The following is a 26,110-nucleotide window of genomic DNA, read 5'->3' on the forward strand; positions in this document are numbered from 1 at the left end:
CAGAAGGGCGGCTATCGTCTCACTGCTGATGTCTTCGTGCTCAAGGGGGCGGCCCGGTGACGGATACCCGGCGCTCGCAGCCGTTGCGCGGTCTGCGGATCGTCGAGATCTCCAGCTATGTGGCGACCCCGCTGAGCGGGATGACGCTTGCCCAGCTGGGCGCCGACGTGATCCGGGTCGAGCCGGTCGGTGGCGCGGTCGACCGTACGCGCTGGCCACTGGCCGAGAGCGGGACGAGCCTGTACTGGTCGGGGCTGAACAAGGGCAAACGCGCCATCGAGGTGGACCTGTCCGCTGAGGAGGGCCGCGCGCTCGTCGGCGAGCTGATCGTCAGCGGCGGGCCGCGCGGCGGGATCGTGATCAGCAACTCCGAGCGCTACCCGGAGCTGTCCTTCGAGGCGCTGAGCGCGCGCCGCCCCGACGTGATCCACGTGCTGCTCACCGGCCGCCGGGACGGCGGGCCCGCGGTGGACTACACGGTGCAGGCGGCGACCGGGTTCCCGCTGCTGACCGGTCCGGAAGACGTGGCGGAGCCGGTGAACAGCGTGGTGCCCGCCTGGGACGTGGCCGCGGGGCTGTACCTGACGGTCGGGCTGCTGGCCGCGGAGCGGCACCGCCTGCTCACGGGGGAGGGGCAGCAGGTACGGGTCGCGCTGGAGGACGTCGCCCTGGCGACCGCCGGGAACCTGGGCTACCTCGCCGAGGCGCAGCTGAGCGGCACACCGAGGGAACGCGGCGGCAACTACGTCTACGGCACCTTCGGCCGCGACTTCACCACGGCCGATGGCGGGCGGCTGATGGTCGTGGCGCTGACCGCCCGGCATTGGCGCGGGCTGCTGGCCGCGACCGGCCTGACCGACGTGGTCAGCGCGCTGGCCGCCGCCCTCGGGGTGGACTTCGCCGACGAGCCGGCCCGCTACCGGCATCGCAAGGTGCTCGGCGAGCTGCTCGCGGGCTGGTTCGAGGGTCGTACGCTCGCCGAGGCCGAGTCGGCGCTGCGTGCCGCCCGGGTGCTGTGGTCGAGATATCGCAGCTTCACCGAGCTGGCCGCGCTGCTGGGCGAGAGCCCGCTGATGGGAGCGGTCGAGCAGCCGGGAGTCGGCGGGCACTGGGCGCCCGGCTCGCCCGTGGTGATGGACGGGGAGCAGTCGCCGCCCGCGGCAGCGCCGCAGGTGGGCCGGCACACCGGCGAGGTGCTGCGGGCCGAGCTCGGACTGTCGGCCCAGGACATCGCGACGCTGCGCGAGCATGGTGTCGTACGCGGAGTAAGTGAACCGGTAAATCCAGGGACGGCCGGATGAAGCGACCCACGATCGACGACATCGCCCGCCGGGCCGGCGTCTCGAAGGGCGCGGTGTCGTTCGCGTTGAACGGCCGTCCCGGTGTCTCCAGCGAGACCCGCCGCCGTATCCAGGCCATCGCCGCCGAGCTGGGCTGGCAGCCGAACAGCCTGGCCCGGGCCCTGTTCGACGGGCGGCCCGACGTGCTGGGCCTGGTCGTGGACCGGCCGGCGCGCACGCTCGGGCTGGAGCCGTTCTTCATGCAGTTGATCTCCGGCATCGAGGCCACGCTGTCGGCGGAGTCCGTGGGGCTGCTGCTGCAGATGACCGAGGACCCCGAGACCGAGATCACGATTTATCGGAAATGGTGGGCGCAGCACCGGGTCGCCGGGGTGTTCGTCGTCGACCTGCGGGCCGAGGATTCAAGGATCGCCGTGCTGGAGGAGCTGAAGCTGCCCGCCGTGGTCATCGGCGGACCGGAGGGTACCGGGCGGCTGCCCGCCGTCTGGAGCGACGACGCCGGCGCGATCGGCGTCGTGCTGGCGCACCTGGCCGGGCTGGGCCACCGCAGGATCGCCAGGGTCGCGGGGCAGGAGGAGCTCAGGCACACCCGCGTCAGGACCGCGGCGATGCGAGAGGCGGCGGTCAGGCTGGGCGTGATGGCCGTCACCGTGTACGCCGACTACAGCGGCGAGAGCGGCGAGCGGGCCACCCTCGACCTGCTGCGCGGCCCCGACCGGCCGACCGCCATCGTGTACGACAACGACGTGATGGCCGTGGCCGGCACCGCCGCCGCTCGCGAGGCGGGTTTCTCGGTGCCCGCCGATCTGTCGGTCGTGGCCTGGGACGACTCCGCTCTGTGCCTGCTGACCCGGCCGCATCTGACGGCGGTGAGCAGGGACATCGCCGCGTTCGGCGCCAACGCCGCCCGGTCGCTGCTCAGCCTGGTCCAGGGCCGGGAGGTGGCCGACTCGCGGCAGGCCGAGCCGCGCCTGGTGAGCAGGGGGAGCACGGCCCCCTGCCCTGAATCGGTTCAGTAATCGAGCGGAAATGTCCGCGACCAGTCATTGAAACTAAACGGGTTTAGTGATGGCATGGCGGCTAATCTCCGCTGCTCAACTCCGGAGGGTTGATGACCCCGCTCCGCCCCTTGACCGATTCCTGGACCGTCCGCTCGGCGAGCGGCGACGTGCGGGCTCCGGCCACCGTGCCCGGTTGCGTGCACACCGACCTGCTCGCCGCCGGTCTGATCCCGGATCCCTACCTCGACGACAATGAGACCCGCCTGGCCTGGGTGGGGCGTACGGAGTGGCGTTACGAGACGGAGTTCTCGTGGGACGGCACCGAGCACGAGCGCACCGATCTGGTCTGCGAAGGACTCGACACCGTGGCCGAGATCGAGCTCAACGGCGTGCGCGTGGGCGAGACCGCGAACATGCACCGCTCCTACCGGTTCGACGTCCGGCCCGCGCTGCGCATCGGGAGCAACCGGCTGGCGGTGACCTTCCGGCCGGCGGGGGAGTACGCCGAACGGCTGAAGGAGGAGCTCGGCGACCGGCCGAGCGCCTACACCGAGCCCTACAACTTCATCAGGAAGATGGCCTGCAACTTCGGCTGGGACTGGGGGCCGACTCTGGTCACGGCGGGCATCTGGCGGTCGATCGGGCTGCACGAGTGGAGCGGCGCCCGGCTGGCCGCCGTGCGGCCGGTGGTGACCGTCACCGACGGCGTCGCCCGGGTCGCCGTGCACATGGAGATCGAGCGGGCCGTACAGGCAGTGCAGGAGGAACTGCAGATCACCGCCACGGTCTGCGGCAGGTCTGCTATGGGAGCGCTCCCATCGGACACGGCGGTACTCGAGGTCGAAATTCCCCAGCCCGAGCTCTGGTGGCCACGCGGATACGGCGAACAGCCGCTGCACGAGCTGACCGTGACACTCGGCGACCACCTCGACACCTGGCAAGGGAAGATCGGCTTCAGGACGATCGAGCTGGACACGGCCGACGGCGCCTTCACGATCGTGGTCAACGGCCGCCCGATCTTCGCCAAGGGCGTCAACTGGATCCCCGACGACTGCTTCCCAGTCAGGATCGACCGCGCCCGCTACGCCGAGCGCCTCGCTCAGGCATGTGAGGCGGGCGTCAACCTGATGCGCGTCTGGGGCGGCGGGCTCTACGAGAGCGACGACTTCTACGACCTGTGCGACGAACTGGGGCTGCTGGTCTGGCAGGACTTCCCCTTCGCCTGCGCCGCCTACTCGGAGGAGGAGCCGCTGCGCTCAGAGGTCGAGGCCGAGGCCCGCCAGAACGTCACCCGCCTCATGCCGCATCCGAGCCTGGCCCTGTGGTGCGGCAACAACGAGAACATCTGGGGCTTTTTCGACTGGCACTGGCGCGAGCGGCTGGCCGGACGTACCTGGGGCGAGGGCTACTACCTCGACCTGCTGCCCGGCATCGTGGCCGAGCTCGACCCTGGCCGGGCGTACTGGCCGGGCAGCCCGTACTCGGGGTCGATGGACGTCCATCCCAACGACCCTGGCCACCACAACATCCACATCTGGGACGTCTGGAACGAACGCGACTACACCGCCTACCGCGAATACCGGCCCCGGTTCGTCTCGGAGTTCGGCTTCCAGGGGCCGGCCACGTACGCGACCATCAAGCGCGCCATCAGCGACGAGCCGCTCGCGCCCGACTCGCCCGGCATGCGCCTCCACCAGAAGGCGATCGACGGTGACCTCAAGCTGGCCGCCGGGCTCAAGCCGCACTTCGCGCCGCCCGCCGGCTTCGCCGACTGGCACTACCTCACGCAGGTCAACCAGGCCAGGGCGATCCAGCTCGGCGTCGAGCACTTCAGGTCCTTGTGGCCGCACTGCGCGGGCACGATCGTGTGGCAGCTCAACGACTGCTGGCCCGTCACCTCGTGGTCCGCGATCGACGGCGACGGGCGCAGGAAGCCGCTGTTCCACGCGCTGCGCCGGGCGTACGCCGACCGGCTGCTGACCGTGCAGCCGCGCGACGGCGGGCTGGCGCTCGTGGCGGTCAACGACACCGACGAGCCGTGGGTGAGCGGCGCGGTGGCTGCGCGGCTCGGGGTGGACGGTACGGAGCTGCGGGCCGAGAGCTTCGAGCTCGAAGTGCCGCCGCGTGGCGCGGTGACGGTGCCCCTTGGCGTGGGCGAGCCGGCCGACCCGGCGAGAGAGCTGATCGCGGTGCGCGCGGGGGAGCGCAGGGCGCTGTGGTTCTTCCTGCCGGACAAGGACCTCGACCTGCCCGAGGGGCGGTGCACGGTGACGGTCGAGGGGCGTGACGTCATCGTCAGCGCGCACACGCTGGTACGGGATCTGGCGATCTTCCCTGATCAGGTACACCCCACCGCCGAGGTGGACGACCAGCTCATCACCCTCCTGCCCGGCGAAAGCCATCGCTTCACGATAAATCGGGAAATCGGGGCTGATGTGCCCATGAGGTGGGTGAACGACCGCTCCGCCCTTCTGCCTAACCCCCCTGGGAGAAGTACATGAGAAGAGCCATGGTGATCGTGGCAGCGGCCACGCTCGCCCTCCTCACCGCCTGCTCGGGCGGCGGGGTGCCGCTGACCGCCGGCAGCACCGCCCCCTCCTCCGGTCCAGCCTCAGCTTCCGGAGGCGCCGCCAAAGACACCATCGTGAACGTCATCGCCGGCACGGGCCAGTTCAACGAGAACCTCAACCCCCTGGTCCAGGGCGCGCCCAACCTCATGGGCACCTGGGGGCTGATCTACGAGACGCTCATGTTCTTCAACCAGTCGAAGTCGGGTGACGTCCAGCCTCTCCTGGCCACCAAGTACGAGTTCGGGGACGAGGGCAAGTCGATCACCTTCACCCTCCGCGACGGCGTGAAGTGGAGCGACGGCAAGCCGTTCACCGCCGAGGACGTGGCGTTCAACTTCCTCTACCGCCGCGACAAGAAGGACCTGAACGCGGGCGGCAGCAACGTCAAGGACGCCCAGGTCCTCAGCCCCACCTCAGTGAAGATCAGCTTCACCGAGAAGATGTACACCAAACTGTGGGACGTGGCCGGCCACCAGTACATGGTGCCCAAGCACATCTGGGAGAAGGTCGACAAGCCCACCAAAGAGACGAACACCAAGCCGGTCGGCACCGGGCCGTTCATGATGGGCGAGTTCACGCCGCAGAGCTACACCATGGTCAAGAACCCGAACCACTGGGACACCGGCAAGCCCAAGATCGCCGGAATGCGGTTCTGGTCGTACAACAACAACGACGCCTCCCTCCAGGCGATGGTCACCGGGCAGCTCGACTGGGGCGGCATGTTCATGGCCGACCCCGACAAGCAGTTCGTGGCCAAGGACCCCGAGCACAACGCCTACAAGAACGAGTCCCAGCTGTACGTCACCAACCTGGTGCCGAACCTGACCAAGGCCCCCATGAACGACCTGGCCGTGCGGCAGGCCATCAACCTCGGGCTCGACCGCGACAAGATCATCGAATTGGCGTTCGCCGGGCTGGGCAAGCCGGCCAGCCCGGCGGGCATAGTGCTGCCGCTCTTCCAGGACTACCTCTCGCCCAAGTACGCCACGGCGAAGCTGGAGTTCAACCAGGACAAGGCCCGCCAGACCCTGGAGGCGGCCGGATACGCCAAGGACGGTGACGGCTACTACGCCAAGGACGGTAAGCGCCTGTCGGTGACCTGCCATCTGGTGAGCGGCTGGACCGACTACGTCTCGGCCGCCCAGGTCATCAAGCAGCAGCTCAAGGAGGTCGGCATCGAGTTCAAATCGAAGGAGGTGTCCTTCAACGCCTTCGTCGACATGCAGCAGAAGGGCGACTTCGAGCTGATGATGTGGAACGCCTATGGCGGCCCGCACCCGTACTACATGTACGACAACATCCTCAACAGCAAGAACATCCCCCCGGCCAACCAGAACATGGCCCGCTACAAGAACCCGGCCGTGGACGCCGCGCTGAAGGTCATCGCCGACACCCCGCCGGAGCAGACGGACGCGATCAAGCAGGCGATCTACGCCATCCAGGACGCCGTCGTGGCCGACCTGCCCTACATCCCGCTGCAGCAGTCCAGCGCCCTGGCCGAGTTCCGGACCACCAACGTCACCGGGTGGCCCAGCGAGCAGAACCCGTACGCGCTCGGCCTGCCCTTCTCCCACCCCGACAACGGCATCGTGGCCAAGAACCTCCAGCCGGTGCAGTAGGAACGACGAGGACGCGACCGGGGCCGCGCGCCCCGGTCGCCCGGGGAGGATCACATGGCATACCTTTGGCGCAAGCTCGGCTTCTACGCGGTGGCGCTGTGGGCCGCACTCACGATCAACTTCCTCATCCCGCGCCTGATCAGGGGCAACCCGGTCGACATCATCCTGTCGCGCTTCCAGAGCAGGCAGCCCCCGCCGCCGGAGTTCCGCAAGACCCTGGAGGTCATGTTCGGGGTGAGCCACGACCCGCTGTGGGTCCAGTATTTCGCCTACCTCCGCCAGCTGGCCACCGGGAACCTGGGCACCTCCGTCACCTACTACCCCGCCCCGGTGGGCACCGTGATCGGCCAGGCGCTGCCCTGGACGCTCGGCCTGGTGTCGATAGCGCTGCTGATCACGGTCGGGCTCGGCGTCGGCCTGGGCATGGTGGCCGGGTGGCGGCGGGGGAGCTGGCTGGACGGGCTGATCCCGACCACGACGTTCCTGGCCGCGATCCCGTACTTCTGGCTGGCCCTGCTGCTGCTGTTCTTCCTCGGGGCCGGGCTCGGCTGGTTCCCCCTGAACGGCGCCTACGACTACGCCCACGTACGCATGGGCTTCACCGGCGATTTCATCGGCAGCGTGCTCTACCACGGCGCGTTGCCCGCGCTCACGCTGGTGATCTCCGGCATCGCGGGCTGGCTGCTCGGCATGCGCAACATGATGGTCTCGACCATGGCCGAGGACTACGTGGTCATGGCGCAGGCCAAGGGGTTACGGCCGCGCCGGGTGATGGTCGCGTACGCGGCCCGCAACGCCATCCTGCCCAGCGTGACCGGGTTCGCGATCATGCTCGGCTTCTTCGTCGGCGGCCAGGTCGCCACCGAGGTCGTCTTCTCCTACCCGGGCGTGGGGTTCGCGCTGCTGCAGGCCGTCGGCAGCGCCGACTACCCGCTCATGCAGGGCCTCTTCCTGATCATCTCGGTGGCCGTGCTGGCCGCCAACCTCCTGGTCGATCTGCTGTACGGGCTGATCGACCCCCGAGTGCGGAAGGCGGGCTGAGGCAGTGACCGCTGTTGTGACCCTGGCCGCTCCCCGGGACCGGGTGCTCGGCCTGCCCAGATCGGGCAAGCTCGTCGCCGGACTGGTGATCGTCGGCTTCTTCGCCCTGCTCGCCATCGTCGGCCCCATCCTGGCCGGAGACCCTGAGGCCCTGGTGGCCGGCCGGCTCGAACCGCCATCGGCGGAGCAGTGGCTCGGCTCGACCGACACCGGGCAGAGCGTGCTGGCCCAGCTGATGCACGCCACGCGCGGGTCGATGCTGATCGGCGTGATCGCCGGGGTGCTGGGCACGGTGGGCTCGCTGCTCATCGGCGTCGTCGGCGGCTATTTCGGCGGCTGGGTGGACGAGGCGTTCTCCCTGCTCAGCAACGTCGCCCTGGTCATCCCCACGCTGCCGCTGCTGATCCTGGTCGCCGACTACGTCGAGGACAGCGGCCCGTTCACCTACGCCCTGATCATCTCGATGATCAGCTGGGCGGGTCCCGCGCGGGTCATCCGCTCCCAGGTCATGTCGCTGCGCAACCGCGACTACGTGGACGCGGCCAGGGTGAGCGGCGAGCCCGGCTGGCGGATCATGGTCTTCCAGATCCTGCCGAACCTCGTCCCCGTCATCGCCTCCGGCTTCGTCTGGGCGATCATCGGCGCCATCCTCACCGAGTCGGGACTGTCCGCGCTCGGCCTCGGTGGCGGCGCGGTCACCTCCTGGGGCGGGATGCTCTACTACGCCCAGAACGGCTCCGCGCTCTCCATGGGCGCCTGGTGGTGGTTCGTACCGCCGGGGGTGTTCATCGCCGCGCTCGGCACCGGGCTCTCACTGATCAACTTCAGCATCGACGAGCTGATGAACCCGCGACTGCGAAAGGCGGCCGCATGAACGACCCCGTCCCGTCGGTACGCGACATGAACGACACCGTCCTTTCCGTACGCGACCTGAGCGTGGCTTATGGGCGGACCCGCGCGGTCCGTGGCGTGAGCTTCGACCTGGGCCGCGGCCAGGTCCTCGGCATCGCGGGCGAGAGCGGCTGCGGCAAGTCGACGCTGGCGTACGCGGTCAACCGGCTGCTGCAGCCGCCCGGCCGGACCACCTTCGGCGAGGTCGTCTTCCACCCCAAGGACGGCGACCCCATCGACGTGCTGGCCCTGGAGGGCGAGGAGCTGCGACGCTTCCGGTGGCGGCGGGTGGCCATGGTCTTCCAGAGCGCCATGAACGCGCTCAATCCCGTGCTCAGCGTCCGGCGCCAGCTCCACGACGTGTTCACCACCCACGAGCCGTCGATGTCCAGGCGCGAGCGGGAGGAGCGCTCCCGCGAACTCCTGGAGCTGGTCGGCATCGACCCGGGACGCATCGGCGCCTACCCGCACGAGCTGTCGGGCGGCATGCGCCAGCGGGTGCTGATCGCGATGGCCATGGCGCTCAACCCCGACGTGGTCGTCCTGGACGAGCCCACGACAGCGCTGGACGTGGTGGTGCAGCGCGACATCCTGGAGGAGATCGACCGGCTGCGGGAGATGTTCGGCTTCGCCGTCGTCTTCATCACCCACGACCTGTCGCTGCTGCTGGAGATCAGCGATCATCTCGCGATCATGTACGGCGGCCGCATCGTCGAGTACGGCACCAGCAAGGACACCCTCCTCCAACCCCGCCACCCCTACACGGTCGGCCTGCTCAACTCCTTCCCCAGCCTGCGCGGCGAACGCCAGGCGCTGCACGGCATCCCCGGCAGCCCGCCCGACCTGTCGAAGGAGCTCACGGGCTGTTCGTTCGCGCCCCGCTGCCCGTACGCGTTCGAGGGCTGCCACACCCACGAGCCCGAGCTGGACTCGATCCAGGACTCCCTGGTGGCCTGCCTGCAGTACGACCGCAGGCTGCACCCCGCCCGCCCCGACCGGCGCCTGCGGGAGCGCCGCTTCGACCACGCCGACCACGAGGTGATCTCATGACGTCGATGAAGGTCAGCCACCTGAGCAAGACCTTCAAGCTGTCCAGGAAGGAGCACCTTCGGGCGGTCGACGACGTCTCCTTCGAGCTGAGCTCCGGCGAGACCACCGCGCTGGTGGGGGAGAGCGGCAGCGGTAAGTCCACGATCGCCCGCATGCTGGCCAGGCTCGCCAAGCCCACTTCGGGCGAGATCCTGCTGGAGACCTCGAACTACCGCAAAGACGTACAGATGGTCTTCCAGGACCCGTTCGCGTCGCTCAATCCGGCCCACACGATCGGCTACCACCTGCGCCGGCCCCTGGAGATCCACAAGTCGCCGGGCACGGCCGAGGAGCTGCTGGAGCGGGTCAACCTGCCCGCCGCCTACGCCCGCAGGTATCCGCACGAGCTGTCCGGCGGCCAGCGGCAGCGGGTGGCCATCGCCCGCGCGCTGGCCCCGCGCCCCAAGGTACTGCTGGCCGACGAGCCGGTCTCGATGCTGGACGTGTCGATCAGGCTGGAGATCCTCAACCTGATCGACCGGCTCAAGAGGGAGGAGGAGCTGGCCGTCCTCTATGTCACGCACGACCTGGCCACCGCGCGCTACTTCGCCCGCGACATCATGGTCATGTACCGGGGGCAGATCGTCGAGCGCGGCCCGGCCGACGACGTCATCCTCGCGCCGCGGCACCCGTACACCCGGCTGCTGGCCGAGGCCGCCCCCGACCCCTGGGCGGCGCACGAGGACGGGCGGCCCGCCCGGCAGGAGCGTAGAAGCGGCCCGGCCGTCGCCGATGGGTGCCTGTTCCGCAACCGCTGCCCGTACGCCGCCGACGCGTGCGCCGGCCAGATCCCCACCTATGGCGAGGAACATCGCGTCCGATGCGTCCTGGGGGAGGGCGAGCCCGCGGCGTCCGACGGCGAGCTCGCTCCGTGAGGCGTCAGCTTGAGACGATGTCGCTCTGGGCCAGGATGCGCAGGTGTTCCAGCAGTTCGCCGCTGGTCTCGGCGAGCGGCTGGATGCAGACGTGGTCCGCGCCGGCGTCGAGGTGGGCCCGTACCCGCTCGATGATCGTCTCCGGGTCGCCCCAGGCCACGATGGCGTCGACCAGGGCGTCGCTGCCGCCGTCGGCGAGGTCCTTGTCGTCCCAGCCCAGCTCGCGCAGGTTGTTGGCGTAGTTGGGCAGCGCGAGGTAGTGCGTCGTGAAACCGCGGGCGGTCCGCCGGGCCCGCTCCGGGTCGGTCTCCAGCAGGACCGTCTGCTCCGGTGCCAGCACCGGATCGGGGCCGAGGACCGCGCGGGCGCGCGCGGTATGCTCCGGGGTGACGAAATAGGGGTGCGCGCCCTGGGCACGCTTCGCGGCCAGGTCCAGCATCTTGGGCCGAAGCGCGGCCAGCAGCCGCGGCGCCGGCTCCGGCAGGGGACCGCCGTACTCCGACGCGTCCATGGCATCGAGGTACGCGCGCATAGCGGACACCGGCTTGCTGTAGTCATGGCCTCGCGCCGACACCAAGGGCGCGTGGCTCACGCCGAGACCGAGCACGAACCGGCCGTCGTACGCCTCCGCGAGGGCGTTGGCCCCGGTCGCGATGGCGGTGGCGTCCCGGGCCCAGATGTTGGCGATGCCGGTGGCGATCATCATCTGCCGCGTCCCGCTCAACAGGATCGCCGAGTGGACCAGCGCCTCCTTGGCCTTCGGCCCCTCACCCACCCACAGGGTCCCGTAGCCCAGGCTCTCGATCTCGGCGGCCGCGTCCCGCTCGAACGAGGCCGACTCGCCGCCCAGCGTGCTGTTCCAGACCCCTACCCGGCCCATGCGCCGTTTCAGCGCCGCGACATCAATCGTCATATCGGGCATCACAACTCCCCGCCTCGTCGTCACAGTGGATCTCACGATACGCAGCGGATCATCGGGGCAGGTTAATGCCCGATTCACGGGTTGCCGTATTCCGGCGGTCCGCGACGTGCCTGAACCCGGGTGCCGCGGGAGCCGTACCTTCTGACGACTGTCTGGAGCGGAAAGCCCTGTTGCCTGCAGGCGTCAGCAGGACCTGGCGCCTTTCTGGACAGGACCTGGCGTCTTCTGGATGGGCAGGCGATGGCACACGGCACCAAGCACGGCGGCACGATGGACGGGATGATCGGCGGTGATCCCCGGCTGGTCGGCGGCCATCGCATCATCCGCCGGCTCGGCGCGGGCGGGATGGGCGTGGTCTACCTCGCCGAAGGCGGGGCGCGGACACTGGTGGCGATCAAGGTCATTCACCGGCACCTGGCCGGCGACCCGGAGTTCCGCCGGCGCTTCCGCCGCGAGGTCGCCACCGCGCAGCGGGTCGCCCGCTTCTCCACGGCTCCCGTGCTCGAGGCCGATCTGGACGGCGACCTGGCCTATGTGGTGACCGAGTACGTGCCGGGGCCGACGCTGTACAGCGCGGTCAAGGAGTGGGGCCCGATGGTGGGCTCGGAGCTCGAAGGGCTCGCCATGAGCATGGCGGTCGCGCTGGGGGCGATCCACGCGGCGGGCGTCGTCCACCGGGACCTCAAGCCGTCCAACGTGCTGCTGTCCCCGGCGGGTCCGAAGGTCATCGACTTCGGCCTCGCCTTCGCGGCCGACTCCACCACCCTCTCCGTCACCAGGATGGGCACGCCGGCGTACATGTCTCCGGAGCAGGTACGGGGGCTGCCGCTGGCGAGGGCCTCCGACGTCTTCGCCTGGGGCGGGGTCGTGGTCTTCGCGGCCTGCGGGCAGCCGCCGTTCGGCTACGGGGCGGGGCACGAGGTGCTCTACCGGGTGGTCCACGACGATCCGGTACTCCCCAAGCTGGACGGGGTTCTCGGGGAACTGGTGCCACGAGCGCTGAGCAAGGACCCGGCGGCGCGGCCGACGGCGGCGGAGCTCGTGGACGCGTTCGCCGAGGGCCCGACGAGACGCCTCCCGCCCACCGCCGTCCCGGCTCCGACCCCGGCCGACACGCTCGCGACCGAGCCCCGCCTCGGCGCCGCACGACCACCTGCACCCGTGCGTGAGGCCCCGATCGTCGCGCCCGACCCCGAGCCTCCGAGCACGCCATCCGGAGCAGGGGCCGAGCCGCCGGACGGCGATTCTAGGAGCCAGCCGACCACCCCTGAGCCAGGCGGCGGCGTAGGTGCCAGGGCGGGCAAGGACCAGCGACGACGCCGCAGGGCCACATCGCGACGGCGGGTGTCGAGACGACGGTGGGTGTGGGGCGCCGCCGCCCTCGCCCTGGTGACGGCAGGAGCCGTCTTCACCTCCCTGGCGATCACCCCCCGAGACCCGTTGCCTCCCGGTCTGTCCGCGCGGCCCGCCGGAAACCCCGACGTGGCGCAGGACGCGGGCACGCGGTGGCGGAAACTCCCCGGCCAGAACCCCCTGCGCGCCGCCGGCGTCCGCTTCTACGTGCAGCCGGACACCGACGCGGCCCGCCAGGCGCGGACCTGGTCGGCGCAGGGCAGAACGGCCGACGCCGCCCTGATGCGGGCCCTGTCGGAGGTCCCCCAGGCCATCTGGCTCAGCGGCGGCTCACCCGCCGACATCTCCCGTACGGTACGCGAGACGATCACCCAGGCGAACCGGCAGCGGACCGTCCCGGTGTTCGTCACCAACAACATCCCAGGCCGTGACTGCTGGAACGGCGGCGCCCCGAACACCGACACCTACCGCACCTGGATAGACGCCGTCGCCGAGGGCATCGGAAACCGGCCCGCCGTCGTCGCCCTGGAGCCCAGCTCCCTGGCCCGGCTGCCCGGCGGCCCGGAGTGCCCGCAGGGCGGGGAGGCCGCCGCCGTCCAGCGGTACGCCGATCTCTCCTACGCCGTGGAGACCCTCACCGGCCTGGCCGGCACCGCCGTCTACCTCGACGGCGGGCTGGCGGGGTGGCCCGCGTTCACGCAGATCGCCGACCGGCTGGTCAACGCGGGAGCGGTCCGCGCCGACGGCTTCTACGTCAACGCGGTCGGTTACCGCCCGACCGCCCGCTCGCTCGTGTACGCCGCGCAGCTGTCCAGATGCGTCTACCTGAGGGCGGCCTCGCGGACGGCCTCGTGCGCCGACGCGGCCCTGGCCGCCGTGCCGGACGACACGCCCGGCCTGCCGCATTTCGTCGTCGACACCAGCCGGAACGGTACGGGCGAGTGGCAGCCGCCGGCCGGGCGCTTCCCGGCACCGGACGAATGGTGCAACCCTCCGGGCCGGGGCGCGGGCGCCCGGCCGACCACCGACACCGGCAGCCCACTGGCCGACGCGTCGCTGTGGCTCAACAGCCCGGGATTCTCCAATGGCCAGTGCACACGGGGCACCTCGGGACCGGCGGACCCGGCGTACGGCATCGTCACCCCGGCCGCCGGCCAGTGGTGGCCCGACCAGGCCCTTGAGCGGGCCCGGAACGCGGTTCCGCCGCTACGGCCCGGGACCCCATAGTGGCGGCCGCTCTGCCGCCCCTACGACAAGCGGTCGTAGACTCGCTGTCGGGCGGCGGCCTGAGTCGAGAAACGGCACGTCAGAGTGGTACGGGGTGGCACCTGAATCCGCGACCCACGGATTATGAGGGCGCACATCGGGCAGGTGGGGCCGGGAAGAGTTACGGGCGACATCCGGAATCCCCTACGGTCTGTTGGTCACTACTCTAAGTTCCGCAACGGTGCGTGCTCCGGGAGGTGGCCGCGATCGGGAAGGTGGCATGGGTGACGGTCGGTGCTGAAACGCAGATCACGGATCTGACCATCAACGATCATGCCTGCCTGACGTTCGGGGAGCATGAGGAGTTGCTCGACCTCACCACGGCCTTCGTACGGGACGGACTGGCCGAGGGGCAGCGCGTCGTCTGGCTGGCAGAGGAGCCGGCGCGCGGCCTGGCGGAGCTGGGCCGGCGGGGAGTGGTCGCGCGGGAGGCGACGACGGCTGGGCGAATGATGGTCATGACCTGCAAGGACGGGCTGCTGGACGGGCAGGCGTTCACCGCGGAGCACGCCACGCGGTGGCTGCGCGATCAGATGGTACGCACCGCGCGCGAGGGTTATCCCGGGCTGCGCGTGGCGCTCGACATGAGCTGGGCCTTAACGCCGGTGAGCGGCATCGAGCAGTTGCCGGCCTTCGAGGAGGAGATCGCGGCGACGCTGGCGGGCGGCGGCGCGGCCGTTCTGTGCCAGTATGACCGCGAACGCTTCGACCCGATCACCCTCGCCTCGGTCTCGGGCTATCACACCCATACGGTGGCCGCGGCCACCTATCATCACGACGCGCTGCTGCGCATCTGCCGCCAGTACGCCCCGCCGGGCATCCGGCTGGCCGGGCAGCTCGACAGGTCGGCCGAGGACGCGCTCAGGCTGGCCTTGAGCGAAACCATTCGGGTCGATGACGACATCACCGTTAACATGGCCGAACTCTCCTTCATCGACCTGTCCAGCGCTCGTATGATCATTGACGCCGTCCGCAGCCTGCCCGATCCTCGCAAAGCGACACTGCGCTGCAGTCCCACCATCCACCCGCGATTCGCCCTGCTCGGCGCTTCCGGGGTGCCCGGACTCAGCTTGGTGGCCACTCATGACGGGTAACCGGCCACCTGACCGCCCGACGCCGTCCTCCGGAGAGCTGGAGGATCAGCGGCATCCGGAGGGCCCGGTCGAGTCGGCCGTACTCCTGGACCAGGCCTTCGACCGCGACTCGCTCTACGCGCTGCGGGCGACACTGGAGGCGCACGCGATCCAGGCGGGGCTGCCCGAAGGCCGAAGCGCGGACCTGGTCCTCCTCGGACACGAGCTGGCCAGCAACGTCATCCTGCACGGCTCCGGAAGCGGATGGGTACGCCTGGAGATCGCGGACGGCATGCTGCGCTGCGAGGTCATCGACAGCGGCGCCGCACAGCCGGAGCAGGGGACTCCTGGATGGCCGTACCAGTTCGGGCACGGGCTGTGGATGGCCCGCTTCCTCAGCGACTTCCACACCGTGAGCCATGGCCCCGGCGGCACCGTCGTCACCGTGGGGTTCGCGCTGCCCAGCCCGCTCCGCCCGGCCTTCAAGCTGACCCGCCACTCCCAGAACGGCCGCACCACACTGAGCCTGGTGGGCGATCTCGACCAGCGGACGGCTCCCGACGTCGTCGCCACCGTCGAGGACCTGATCTCGACGACCAAGCCCCTCCGGCTCGTCCTGGACCTGAGCGGGATGACGTTCTGGGACTCCACCGGCATCACCGCCCTCGTCACCTCACAGGAGAACGTCACCGCCGCTTCGGGCGCGACCATGGCCCTGGCCGGGCTCTCGACGGAGCACCAGGGGCGCCTTGACTCCCTCGGGTTCGTCTCCTTCACGTACGACAACGCCAGCCACTAGAGCGGTGTCGTCGTCGACTTCCCTTGTCACCATGCATGGACCAAGGGTGGGTTCTGCTCGCCGGGAACCACCTGGGTGTGAGCGGTTTCGAGGTCGAGGCGCAGCAGTTGTGAGCGGGCGCCGCCGCACGGAGGCGGTCCGCCCAGAGGCGGCTGGTCCATCTCCGCGGCCTCCCGGTTGACGCCGACCAGCACGTTCCGACCGGTCGGGTTCAGCGCCAGCGCCTGGATGTGGCCGCAGTCCACCGCCAGGACCTTTCTGACCAGCCGCGTCCCCTCGTACAGGACGAGCGTGCGAGCCGGCCTGCCTAACGCCCGCAGCTGCCGACCGCCGGGCAGGGACAGGAGCGAAGGGGTCAACTCGGGCTCGGCCGGCACAGCGACCTTTCCGATCGCGCCCGTGCCCACGTCGAGGGTGGCCAGGCCGCCGGTCGGGACTCTGTGCTCGGGGAGCGCGAGGATCCGGGCGTCCAGCCACTGGAGACCATCGCCGCTGACCGGCCATTCGCGTTCCAGGGTGCCCGCGAAGTGGGTTTCGCCCGTTATGCGCCCGTAGGCGACGCGGCCCTCGGCCGAGACGGCCAGACCGGTGACCGTGCCCTTGAGGGTGGGAGTGAGCCGCTCGCCGACCGTGATCCGGCCCTCGTCGCTCATGGACAGCCGGTAGAGGCGGGAGTAACGGCCCGACGGGCTGGTGAGCGCCGCTACGTAGTGGCCGGGTTCGGTGTCGCGGACGACGCGATCGTACTGAAAGTAGGTCCGCGTCGCCTGGGGCAGCAGGCTCACCGGCTCACCGGACTCCAGGGCGAGCACGTACGGCCGGTCCACGCCGGCCACCGCGAAACGCGGGGTGCCGTCGGCGTTGACCGGCGGCCCGATCAGCGCGGCGAGCAGGAACGCGGCCAGTACGACGGCCGCCACCGCCAGCCCGGCGGCACGCAGCTCGGTCGGACGCGGCCTAATACCCGCACCCGCGATCCCGGCCAGCAGGACCATGATGGCGGGGGAGAGCAGCCAGACCAAGATCAGGCGCGGCACCAAGAACGACGGCGGCGGCACCTGCGCGTACAGGCACTCCTGCCAGGCGAAGGGCAGGTCGGGAGACAGCCGGTCCTCGGCCTCGGCCAGCGCGGCGGGGAGCAGGGCGACCACCAGTCCCAGCGTGACGGGGAGCAAGGAGCTGCCCCGGCTCGCGTCGGGACCGCCCTGGGGCCGCGACCGGATCGCCCAGCACGCGGCCGGCGCCAGCAGTACGGGCTGGAGCCAGACGGCCCAGTCACCGAGGAAACTGGCCACCTGGGCAGCCGGAACGGGCTGGGGCCAGTCCATCAATCCGTCACCGCCGCAGCGGACCATCACCGTTTCAGTGAGCAGCGGCTCGGCCAGCAGTTTCCACAGCGACAGCGCCACGGCTGCCGACCAGAAGAACTTCGTTACGCGCATCGGGGGGCTTTCCGCGCTCTGAGTAGGGGGGCCGGAGCAGCTTAGCGGCCGCCGCAGCCGGTAGATCAGCCGCCTCGCCTCGCCCGGCGGTAGCAGCACAGGGCTGCCCTCGAGGTCCTGCGGCGCAATCTGCCGCTATTTGTTCTTCCTCTGCGGAGCCTGGCCTGAAAGGTTCACTAAAGCCGGAAGTGTTACGGCTGGTCGCCATCGGAGAGCTACGCTCCCCCTTTGCCGGGCTCCTCTACGGAGGCCGGTGGACCGAGCTAGTAGCGATCAGCGAACGGAGGCATCGTGGCACAGCCGCCCTACCAGGCCGGGCCCGGTGCGTGGCAGCCGCAGGGCCAACCGCGCCATGCCAGTAGCGGGCCGCAGGGCATGTACGGGAATGCGCAGCAGCCGCAACGGTCCTACCCCCTTGGCCCGCCGTATGCGCTGGGAGGGCCACAGCCCCCGCGGCGGCGCAGGAAGTCGGGGTGTATGGCGGCGCTGCTGGGCGTCTCAGGGCTGCTGATAGCCGCCTTGGTGATCGCCGTCGGCTTCCTGGTGGTGCCCAAGCTGCGAGGCGATGTCCGTCCGATCGCACGGGGAGACCGCACCGCCTCGCCGGAGCCCGGGCGGGACATCGCCGAGGGTGGCGGCAAGCTGAAGACGGTCGAGCGTGACGGCTACGACGGGCTGAAGGGGGAGGAGGCGGAGGGGATCGCCGATCCTGGGCCGCTGGTGGCGAAACCCGGCCGCTCGCCGCGCCGGTACGCCGGCTCACCGGTCATCTCAGCCTGCACTCTGCTGACGTTCGCCGATCTGACCAAGCTCGGGCTGCTTCTGCACCCTAATCCCCTGATCGGATCGTACCGGCGCTCCTACTTCGACGGGCAGGGCAACGGTCCGATCGAGAAGGACGGGCTGTTCGTCCCGAGCGACCCGCCGAACAGCTGCGAGTACGTGCTGTTGCCGAAGTCCCCGGTGAAGATCTCGGTTTTTCAGGAGAGCTACACCAGTTCCCGCGCCATGGACTACTCCTTCGATCGCTACAGCACGAGGCCGGCGATCGGCGACGTGACGGTGCGGGAGCGCAAGCCCAGCTCGAGCCGGGTGAACAAGACCATCGACTACCTGTACTACGTTCTACGGCTGAAGAACACGGTCGTGCAAGTGGACTTGTCGCTACAGCGCGGACCCCGGCAGGCGAAGCTCAAGCGGGCGCTGCTGGCGACGATCGCCGGCAACCTGGTGAAGCGCTCGGCGGATCCGGTGGGCATCCCTTCTATCGCCTATAACAGCCCTCTGATCACCGCGAAGCCGGCGCCCGCGTGCGCCCTCATCGCCGCCAAGGACTTCCAGACGCTGTTCCACCGGCCGGCCGCGCCGTTCGTCGGGGAGGAGTTCGGCAGCGCGGCCGGCCGGACGAACTTCAGCATCGGCACCAGCATCCCCGACCAGAACGAGTACGCCTACGTCTACACACGGTGCGAGCGGAGCACAGGGCACAACTACCTCACCGACCGGTACAAACTGCAGGTAGAGGTCATCAGCTACATGGCCGATGCCGCGCCCGCGCACTCTCTCGGCTTCAGCAGGCCGCTCGACGGCGGGCAGCCGCTGACCCGTCCTGCGGGCGAGGAGTCGTACTGCGTGACCCGGCCCTATGCCCGATCGGCCGGCGCGCTGGTGTTCCGGAAGGGGCGATTCCTGGTGACGCTGTGGATGACTGATCCCGATGATGTTCAGCGCATCGATCCGCGCGAGCGGTGCAGGCGCATCGCCTCCGTGGCGCAGCGGGTGGCCGGCAGACTGTAAGGCCCCTGCCCTGGAAGGCACGCCGACCGCATGCGGCGGCTCGTCGCAACCGCGCCGCGTCACGAAGACCGTGAAGACGCCGATCATGATGAACGCCGCGCCGCTGACGATGGCAGCACTGGCAGGGCCGCACGGCGTTTCAGCGGGCAGGATAGTCTGGCCGGAAGATCGCGAGGTGGAGCCTTTCCCTGACGGAGGCCGGGGCAGTGGGTGGGACAGACGGCTGGGACGAGGCGGTGTGTTTTGAGGCCGCCCTGGACGTCATCGGCAGCCTCATGGCCTGGTGCACCGCCCAGGAGCACGCCGCGGAAGGCGATCTCTTGGCGCGAGAGTCGTGGCGGGCGTTGCGCGGCAGGTATCTGAGGGAGTTCACCGGCCTCGACCCGGCCGACCGGGTCGCCGTGCGGCGGGCCGTCAAGGCGCACGGCGCGCGGGTCGCCGAACTGGGCGGCTCGCTCGAAGTGGTTCCCCGCACGCTGCCGGACGAGTACCTGCTCACCCGGGCGGAGCACACCCGCCTGTTCACCGAGCGGATCGTGCCCGAGATGCTGGACGCCGCGACGCCCAGTCCGGAGCCGGCCGCGCTGCTCGTCGCGGGGGAGCCGGGCTCCGGGAAGACGACGCTGGTACGCCGGGCGACGCGGGCCCGGGTCGCGCCCAACGCGTGGGAGGTGATCGACCCGGAGGCGTTCCTCGCCCATCACCCCTACAGCTGGGACCTCGTGCTCCATGACGACCCGGCCGCCGGTGACCGGGTGATGACGGACGCGCTCGGCTGGTGCGCCCTGGCCGTCGAACGGGCGATCGCCCGCCGGGTGGACGTGGCGCTCGAGGTCGGCGCGAACCACGCCGAGGACGTGAGCGACTACGCGGAGCTCTTCCGGGACGCCGGATATCGGGTCGAGGTCGAGATGACGGCCGTGCCGGAGGCGGTCGCCAGGTTGCAGCTCATGATCCGCTACCACTGCCGCCACGGGAACTGGGAAGTGCTGCCGGAGCGGTGACTCAGGTCGCGGACGTGGCCCGCCGGAAGAGCGCGGCCCGGGCGCGGAACCAGGTCACCGTGTCCAGGGACGGCGGGCGGGCGCCGGCGCCGCCGAGGTGGGCGAGGAAGTCCGCCTCGGGTGCGAGGGCGTGCTCGCGCAGGTAGTACGCCACGGCATCGGACCAGATCCAGGCGCCGTCCGTCCGGAAGCTCCAGGGGACTACGCGGTGTCGCGAGGGGTTCACGGCGTCGTCCCGGAGGACCGGATTGTCGCGGATCACCGTCGCGGACGTGAGGTAGCCGATGATCCGCTCGCGCTGGGCCGAATCGGTCATGAGCGGATGGTCGGCGTGGAAGCGGGGGCCCGTTCCGCCGTCCATGGCGTCGTACACCCGCGCCCTGTGGAAGGCGTACGGCCGGGTGGGCGCCCACAGCAGTGACGAGCGCGCCTGGGCGGTTCGCTGGTACGGCGGCAGGGCCGACGCGTCCGTGTAGACCTCGACCTGCGGATCCGCCTCGCCCCGCTCACTCAGGGCGACCTGCGCGCGCAGCGCGAGCAGGCAGGGATCAGTGTCCGGGGCGACCTCGGCGAGGTACACCCGTTTCGCGCGAGGTCCGGGAGGGCCGTCGGGAGGGAAGCGCCACGCCCGCCACAGGCCGAGGGCTCCCGGCCGGGCGGCGACCAGTTCGATCATGGTCGTGTCCCGGTCGTCCAGCAGGGTGTCCGCGAGTGCCAGGTCCCTCGTGTCGGTGAGGTCGAGGCAGCGGCCGATCCGTTCCCTGTGCACGCGGAGCACGGCCAGCGGCGCCGGGGCGAACTCCCATGCCGGGCCCGCCGCGTCCGGTTCGGCGGCGAGCGTGGCGTGAACGCCCGCGCCGGCCAGCAGGTCGGTGAGGAGGCCGGCGTCGCGATCGGTCAGCGGCACGCCGCGTTCGGCGACCGCGACGGCGACGGCCTTGGCGAGGCTCTCCAGATCCTCGGCGACCAGCCGGTCCCTGGCCTCGGCGATCAGGCCGTCGGGCACCCGCCCGGACAGGCGCAGCAGCATCGCGTGACAGTCCACGACCAGGCTCGGGAACCGGTAGGGGGTCATCCTGTCTCGTTCCTTCGCTGCCGATCCGCGGTGACGTTCATGCTGATTTCCTGAGGAGAGAGGTGGCGGTACAGGTCCATCGCATTCTCATATCCCTCGAACGAGCGTGGCGACGCCACCTCCACACCGCGGATGACCTCGTATATCGAATGATCCTCCGTCGGCAGCATCCAGCCCAGCAGCGCGCGGACGAAATGCTCTTCACTGACGCCGGCCGGCCGTATCCAGAGGAATATCGAGTGGAGGCGGGCGGCGGTGCCCGATATTCCGGCGATGACGGGGAAACCCGCCCCGGTGGAGACCTCCTCGAACCACGGGTGATCGGTGTGCATCCCGAATTGGGCCGTTCCCAGCACCCAGCTCATAGGCTCCAGCGGATCGGGGTCCTCGGCGTCCGGCCTTGCCAGGAGGTCCGACCAGTTCTCCTCGGCGGCCGGGTCGTCCATCACGTTTCCGGCCTCGGTCGAGGCGGGCGGCTCCTTGATCGAGTCCGCGGGCTGTGCGGGCAGGGGTTGCCGCTGGGCCGCCAGTTCGAGCGCGTGCAGGGGCATCCGGCGGTCCTGGAACTCCTTTGGCGTTCGCCGGAAGGCCTGCGTCTCCTCGAGCGTACGCGACCATCTGGCAGCCTGGCTCTCCTTGTACTCGGCCACGACGACGGCGGCGTCCGGCGAATGCGCGCCCAGGGTGGCGATCTTGAAGATCTCCCTGGAGTTGGCGAGCGGGCGCTCCAGGATGGGTTCCAGCCGGGGAACGTCCAGACCGACGCGGGCGGCGATCTGCCGCCAATCCGGCCGGGCGCGCAGCTCGTACAGGGTCTCCTTGAGCGTCAGGTCGTCCTTGCTGAAGAACGACGCGTTGTACAGCGCCGTCATCAGCATGCGCAGGTTGCCCTCGCGGCGCAGGTCCGCGAGCGGGATCACGTCGCGTCCCACCTGGCCGGGGCTGCTGGGGTCGTGCTTGAAGAACGCCTGCTCGGTGCGCGGTGCCGGGGTGCCCGGGTAAAGCTCCTGATGGAGGGCGGTGAGGACGTCGAACAGCCTGGCCACCGTCCGCTCGGCGGCCGCCCGGGCGGCGGGGTCGTGGAACAGCGCGTCCCCGAGCCTGCGCTCGAGGTCCAGCCGCCGCTCGGCGGGCGGGGGATCGGGCGGGTGGGGTTCGTCTGGCCGGGGCTGGTAGGCGGCGGGTTCGTCGGGGGCCAGCCACGGCCGTGCCATGGCCTCGACCGCGTCGGCTTCGTGGCCGAGCTGGTCGTACGTCGCGGCGTTCTCGGGGTGCTCCAGGCGTTGCCGGTCGAGGGTGGCGCGCAGATCGTTGAGGCGGCGGGTGAAATCTCGGCGCTCGGCCGCCGACCAGGGGCGCTCCCGCTCGGTGAGCAGGGCCTCCTGCGCGCCCGTCCGTCCGATCCAGGCGCCATCGGGGCCACGGCGGTTGGAGAAAATCGCCTCGCCGTTGCGCAGCCGGATGCGCACCGCGTTGACGATCGCGGGCGGGTCGTCGGACTCCAGGTGGCCCACCGTCTGCGCCGATCCGTGGAAGCGGCTGTCGTGCGCGCTCGCGGGCACGAAACGGCCGGCGCCCTCGCTGACCTTCTCGCTCAGATAACGGGTCAGGATCGACAACCGGCTCTGCGCTCCGGACACCGCCACGAACTCGGTCTCGACCCGGTAGCCGTGATCCTTGAACTGCCGGACGAACGCGCCGGCCTCACGCGGGTCGCCCAGCGTGGCCTCCACGACCACGTTGTGGCCCTGCTGGATGACGTGCTCGAACGCCATCGCCTGCCACGCCTTGGCGATCGGCTGGATGATGTTGTTGGTCGCGACCTCGTCCCAGGCCAGCAACTGAGTGTAGGTGGGATGGAAGACCTTGAAGTCGTCGACGATGATCTGGACGGCCCCGCCCTTGCTCTGGAACTCGTCATGGAGCCGGCGGATCGTGGTCGACTTGCCCGCCCCCGGCTGGCCGCCGACGACGATCATCGTCGGCTCCTGGGAACGCGTGGCGCCGGAGAGCAGCTCGGGGACGATGCGCCGGTCGAAGATGTCACGCATCTCCTCATCGGTGAGCGTGTGCCTGACGGGGGCGTCCTGCGGGCCCCGAGGCGGCTCGGTCGGCTGTTCGGGGCCGGAGGGTGAACGGCCTGTCGGTTCGCCGGAGACGGGCGAAGCGGCGGAGGACTTGGGTGCGAGGGGGGTGCCGCTGAGGGCCTGGACGAGATCGCTGTGAGTGGGCACCAGCTCACGGCGCGCGGGTTCCGTCGGTGGTGTGCCCTGATGAGGGGCGGGCGGTGCCGCGGCCCGGGTTCCTTCATCGCTCGGAGCCGGAGTGGGAGCAGCGGTGGGAGCCGCGGTGGGAGCAGCGGTGGGAGCAGCGGTGGCGAGTGGCGCGGCGGTGGAGGGTGGCGCGGCCATGGGTGTGGCTGGGGTGGGCGGCGCGGCGGTGGATGGTGGCGCGGCCGTGGGTGCGGCTGGGGTGGGCGCGGTGTTAGGTGGCGCGGCTGCGGGTGCGGCTGGGGTGTGGGCGGGGCCGGTCGGCGTCGAGGAGGCGGGCGGTTGAGGCGTCCCACTCGCGACGGGCGGCTGAGATGTTCCGCTGGGAACGGGCGCGCTGGGCGCTCCGGCAGTGACGGGCAGCTGAGGGGGTCCGGTGGCGACGGCTGTACGCGGCGCTTCGCCGGTGGCGGGGGAGGGCGGGCCGCTGCCTGCGGGGGCCACCGGGCTGGGGGCCGTGACGGATGCGACGCTGTTCGTGGCGGTGGCGGTGGCGGTGGCGGTGGCGGTGGCGGTGGCGGCGGTCGCGGTCGCGCCCGCCTGCGGGCTCGCCGTCACACTCGCCGTACTGCTGACGGTGCTCGACGTGCTCGTGCTCGACGTGCCCGGGGTGCCCGGGGTGCCTGGCGTCGCGGGCGGGGCGGTACCCGAACGCGAGGCGTCAGCGGCGGCGGCCGTCGCGTGGGCGGCGTCCAGGGCGGCACGGGGATTGGCGATCGCGCCGGCGACGTCGACGCTGAACGGGCTGATCGTGTTCGTACGCCCGGCACCGGCCGCCATGCTCCCCAGCACCCCGTCGGCCGAGGGCAGCTGCCATTTGCCGTACACGACACCATTGGCCACGAACCCGGCGGGCACCGACACGGCCCCGTTGGTGAGCGCGGTCTGGAGTGCGCGGCCGGGGTAGCGGCGGAATGCGTTGAGGACGCCCGCGGTGTCCCCGGCGACGTCGTTCAGGGCCCTGACCCCCGGAAGTCCGTTCACGAACCTGGAGATCGGCCGGGCGAGCCGGGAGGCGAGCACGGCGCCGCCGGCGTCGCCGAGCATGGTGGCCATGGTCCGCTGACCGTCCCACCGCGTGCGCGTGCCCAGGTCGCGCTGTCGTTGCTGGGCGTAGCCGTCGATCACCAAGCCCTCGGCAAGCTCCTCCGGCACCTCCCTCACCGCATGGCTGCCGATCGCCCTGGCCAGCAGGGCCTTTCCGCGTCCAAGCCCGCTCAGGCGGGCGGTGTTCACCACTGCGGCCTTGGGGGCGGCTCTCCCGGCGAAGCGGGCGCCCGCGGCCTCGTCCAGCCGTTTGAACACCTGGTCAAGGAACCCGCGCAGCTCCCTGGCGTATGGACCGAGCAGGGGAGCGGTGGCGCCGGCGCTGAAGAACGTGGCGCACGCGGCCACTGCGGCGGCCGACAAGGTCACCCAGAACCCGGCGTTGATCGACAACTTGGCGTACTGCGTCTCGCGCGCGAAGCCGTCGTGCTGCACCGCGTACGCGTACGCCACCTGCGCGTGCGCACTCAGCCCCGACTCCGCGGAGCCGAGGCGTTCGACCTGACCACGGAAGGCGTCGGCGGCAGGGCCTCGCCAGCCTTCGAGGATCTTGCCGCCCGCGATGCCGCAAGCTTGGGCGGCGGTCGTCGAGCACGTCGCCAGGTCCGCCCATGCCACAGCCAGCGCCGCCTGCCGGCTCTCACTGCCCTCCGGCCACAGCTGCCCGGAAGAGATCAACGCGAGCAGGGTGTCGGCCAGCGGCGGCAGGCTCTCGCCCCACGCCTTCTCCACGTCGGTGGCGAACCCACTGCTGCCGATCGTGTCGTCCCGGCTCCCCGGGGTGCCGGTGACCGGGGAGCTGATGTTGCGCCCTGGACCGGTGTCTATGGCCATGTCCGCCCCGGCCCGCCCTCGCGCCGATGGGCTGTGGTCAAGCTGCTAGGTCCTTCTCCTGGGGAACGACACAGCCTCCGCCTCCACCGAGTCGTCGACGCTCTGCCGTACTGCCGTACCCGTGTCGACGATCTCGCCGACCATACTCCTCGCCCAGGAGAGCACCAGGTCGGGGCCGTCGTCCTCCATGTACGCCCGCTGGAACTCCCTGCCCGCCGAGTCGCCGCCCCATGGGGCGGCGACGTGCAGCCGTTCGATGCGAGCCACGGCGTCCCGGACCGCGCCGTCGAGGTCGGCGGCCATGGTGTCCCAGCGCGCCAGGCCCGCCTCGACCGGCCCGCGCTCTATCCGCAGCCTCTCCCTCACGGGCTGTCCGGGCTCTCGCTCCGCGGCCAGAGCCCGGCATCGAGGTCGCCCTGGAGCTGCGCCCGCATCTGAGCCGGCGGGATGAGCGGCTCGAAGATCGCGATGACCTCCTCCTGAGCCTGGGCTGCCGCCTGGTGCACGGTCTCCGTGATGACCGTGGCCAGCGCCCCCGAGTCCGGCCGCCTGAACACCCGCGGATCGAGATCGAGGCGTACGAGGTCGCCGCGCGCGCCCACCGTCACCGTGACCAGCCCGTCGGGCGAACGCCCGGTTACCCGCACTGCCCGGGCCCTGTCGTGCAATGCCCGCGACTCGTTCTGCAGGCGTACGAAGTTGTCGCGCAGCTCTTGGGTGTATGCGCGCAGCCCGTCGGCGTCCACCGGCAGCGAAGACACCAATTATCACCACCACGTTCACGGGAGAGATTTCCCGCCACCCTAGCCCGCGATTGATGCGTTTTTGAATACTTGAAGGT

At 70.6% G+C, this 26,110-nt stretch carries 19 protein-coding genes; 13 read left to right on the plus strand and 6 right to left on the minus strand.

The features are described 5' to 3' along the window. Positions 1 to 56 precede the first annotated feature (56 nt). From AB0B61_RS10120 to AB0B61_RS10155, 8 genes are all read left to right on the plus strand, one after another. Positions 57 to 1,301 (plus strand): CoA transferase, encoded by a 1,245-nt coding sequence (locus AB0B61_RS10120; RefSeq protein ID WP_358430320.1) that lies wholly within the window; start codon positions 57 to 59, stop codon positions 1,299 to 1,301. After that, positions 1,298 to 2,320, plus strand: a complete 1,023-nt coding sequence (locus AB0B61_RS10125) for a LacI family DNA-binding transcriptional regulator (RefSeq protein ID WP_358430323.1) — start codon at positions 1,298 to 1,300, stop codon at positions 2,318 to 2,320. Before AB0B61_RS10120 ends, AB0B61_RS10125 begins: the two co-directional genes overlap by 4 nt. A gap of 92 nt (positions 2,321 to 2,412) precedes the next feature. Further along, entirely contained in the window at positions 2,413 to 4,803 is a 2,391-nt protein-coding gene (locus tag AB0B61_RS10130) for a glycoside hydrolase family 2 protein (RefSeq protein ID WP_358430325.1), read from the plus strand. Further along, complete coding sequence (locus tag AB0B61_RS10135) at positions 4,800 to 6,491, plus strand: ABC transporter substrate-binding protein (protein WP_358430327.1); 1,692 nt, start codon at positions 4,800 to 4,802, stop codon at positions 6,489 to 6,491. The genes AB0B61_RS10130 and AB0B61_RS10135 overlap by 4 nt, the downstream gene beginning before the upstream one ends. 54 nt (positions 6,492 to 6,545) lie before the next feature. Next, positions 6,546 to 7,532 (plus strand): ABC transporter permease, encoded by a 987-nt coding sequence (locus AB0B61_RS10140; protein ID WP_358430330.1) that lies wholly within the window; start codon positions 6,546 to 6,548, stop codon positions 7,530 to 7,532. Positions 7,533 to 7,536: 4 nt separating this feature from the next. Beyond that, positions 7,537 to 8,406 (plus strand): ABC transporter permease, encoded by an 870-nt coding sequence (locus AB0B61_RS10145; protein ID WP_358430332.1) that lies wholly within the window; start codon positions 7,537 to 7,539, stop codon positions 8,404 to 8,406. Beyond that, entirely contained in the window at positions 8,403 to 9,473 is a 1,071-nt protein-coding gene (locus AB0B61_RS10150; RefSeq protein ID WP_358430334.1) for an ABC transporter ATP-binding protein, read from the plus strand. Before AB0B61_RS10145 ends, AB0B61_RS10150 begins: the two co-directional genes overlap by 4 nt. Then, positions 9,470 to 10,387, plus strand: coding sequence for an oligopeptide/dipeptide ABC transporter ATP-binding protein (locus tag AB0B61_RS10155; RefSeq protein ID WP_358430336.1), 918 nt, complete (start codon positions 9,470 to 9,472; stop codon positions 10,385 to 10,387). The genes AB0B61_RS10150 and AB0B61_RS10155 overlap by 4 nt, the downstream gene beginning before the upstream one ends. A 4-nt stretch (positions 10,388 to 10,391) precedes the next feature. Here AB0B61_RS10155 and AB0B61_RS10160 read toward each other — a convergent pair whose 3' ends face one another. Next, positions 10,392 to 11,300: an LLM class F420-dependent oxidoreductase gene (locus AB0B61_RS10160; protein ID WP_358430339.1), complete on the minus strand. Its 909-nt coding sequence runs from the start codon at positions 11,298 to 11,300 to the stop codon at positions 10,392 to 10,394. Between the two features lie 249 nt (positions 11,301 to 11,549). Between AB0B61_RS10160 and AB0B61_RS10165 the strand changes: the two genes are divergently transcribed. The 3 genes from AB0B61_RS10165 (at position 11,550) to AB0B61_RS10175 (ending at position 15,800) form a co-directional block, all read left to right on the plus strand. Then, positions 11,550 to 13,889 (plus strand): glycoside hydrolase family 6 protein, encoded by a 2,340-nt coding sequence (locus AB0B61_RS10165; RefSeq protein ID WP_358430342.1) that lies wholly within the window; start codon positions 11,550 to 11,552, stop codon positions 13,887 to 13,889. A 263-nt stretch (positions 13,890 to 14,152) separates the two neighbouring features. Then, complete coding sequence (locus AB0B61_RS10170; RefSeq protein WP_358430344.1) at positions 14,153 to 15,022, plus strand: MEDS domain-containing protein; 870 nt, start codon at positions 14,153 to 14,155, stop codon at positions 15,020 to 15,022. Continuing rightward, a complete protein-coding gene (locus AB0B61_RS10175) occupies positions 15,012 to 15,800 on the plus strand; it encodes an STAS domain-containing protein (protein ID WP_358430345.1) in 789 nt (262 codons plus the stop codon). The genes AB0B61_RS10170 and AB0B61_RS10175 overlap by 11 nt, the downstream gene beginning before the upstream one ends. Before the next feature lie 26 nt (positions 15,801 to 15,826). Here AB0B61_RS10175 and AB0B61_RS10180 read toward each other — a convergent pair whose 3' ends face one another. Beyond that, positions 15,827 to 17,242: a hypothetical protein gene (locus tag AB0B61_RS10180; protein WP_358430347.1), complete on the minus strand. Its 1,416-nt coding sequence runs from the start codon at positions 17,240 to 17,242 to the stop codon at positions 15,827 to 15,829. A gap of 477 nt (positions 17,243 to 17,719) precedes the next feature. On the opposite strand from AB0B61_RS10180, the gene AB0B61_RS10185 reads away from it, so the two are divergent. Next, positions 17,720 to 19,039 carry a hypothetical protein gene (locus AB0B61_RS10185; protein WP_358430350.1) on the plus strand — a complete coding sequence of 440 codons (1,320 nt, stop codon included), beginning with the start codon at positions 17,720 to 17,722 and terminating at the stop codon, positions 19,037 to 19,039. Positions 19,040 to 19,245: 206 nt separating this feature from the next. Further along, positions 19,246 to 20,043: a zeta toxin family protein gene (locus tag AB0B61_RS10190; protein WP_358430352.1), complete on the plus strand. Its 798-nt coding sequence runs from the start codon at positions 19,246 to 19,248 to the stop codon at positions 20,041 to 20,043. A gap of 1 nt (position 20,044) precedes the next feature. Here the strand turns inward: AB0B61_RS10190 and AB0B61_RS10195 are convergent, their stop codons facing one another. From AB0B61_RS10195 to AB0B61_RS10210, 4 genes are read right to left on the minus strand one after another with little or no spacing between them, the layout of a single operon-like run. Next, positions 20,045 to 21,118 (minus strand): hypothetical protein, encoded by a 1,074-nt coding sequence (locus tag AB0B61_RS10195; protein WP_358430354.1) that lies wholly within the window; start codon positions 21,116 to 21,118, stop codon positions 20,045 to 20,047. Further along, complete coding sequence (locus tag AB0B61_RS10200) at positions 21,115 to 25,269, minus strand: zeta toxin family protein (protein ID WP_358430357.1); 4,155 nt, start codon at positions 25,267 to 25,269, stop codon at positions 21,115 to 21,117. Before AB0B61_RS10200 ends, AB0B61_RS10195 begins: the two co-directional genes overlap by 4 nt. A gap of 45 nt (positions 25,270 to 25,314) precedes the next feature. Beyond that, the gene (locus AB0B61_RS10205) at positions 25,315 to 25,635 is read right to left on the minus strand and encodes a hypothetical protein (RefSeq protein ID WP_358430358.1); all 321 of its coding nucleotides are present in this window, start codon (positions 25,633 to 25,635) and stop codon (positions 25,315 to 25,317) included. Beyond that, a complete protein-coding gene (locus tag AB0B61_RS10210; protein WP_358430360.1) occupies positions 25,632 to 26,030 on the minus strand; it encodes a YbaB/EbfC family nucleoid-associated protein in 399 nt (132 codons plus the stop codon). The genes AB0B61_RS10205 and AB0B61_RS10210 overlap by 4 nt, the downstream gene beginning before the upstream one ends. Positions 26,031 to 26,110: the final 80 nt, after the last annotated feature.

Origin of the sequence: Nonomuraea sp. NPDC049158 (assembly GCF_040648335.1) — a bacterium.
Lineage (GTDB): Bacteria > Actinomycetota > Actinomycetes > Streptosporangiales > Streptosporangiaceae > Nonomuraea.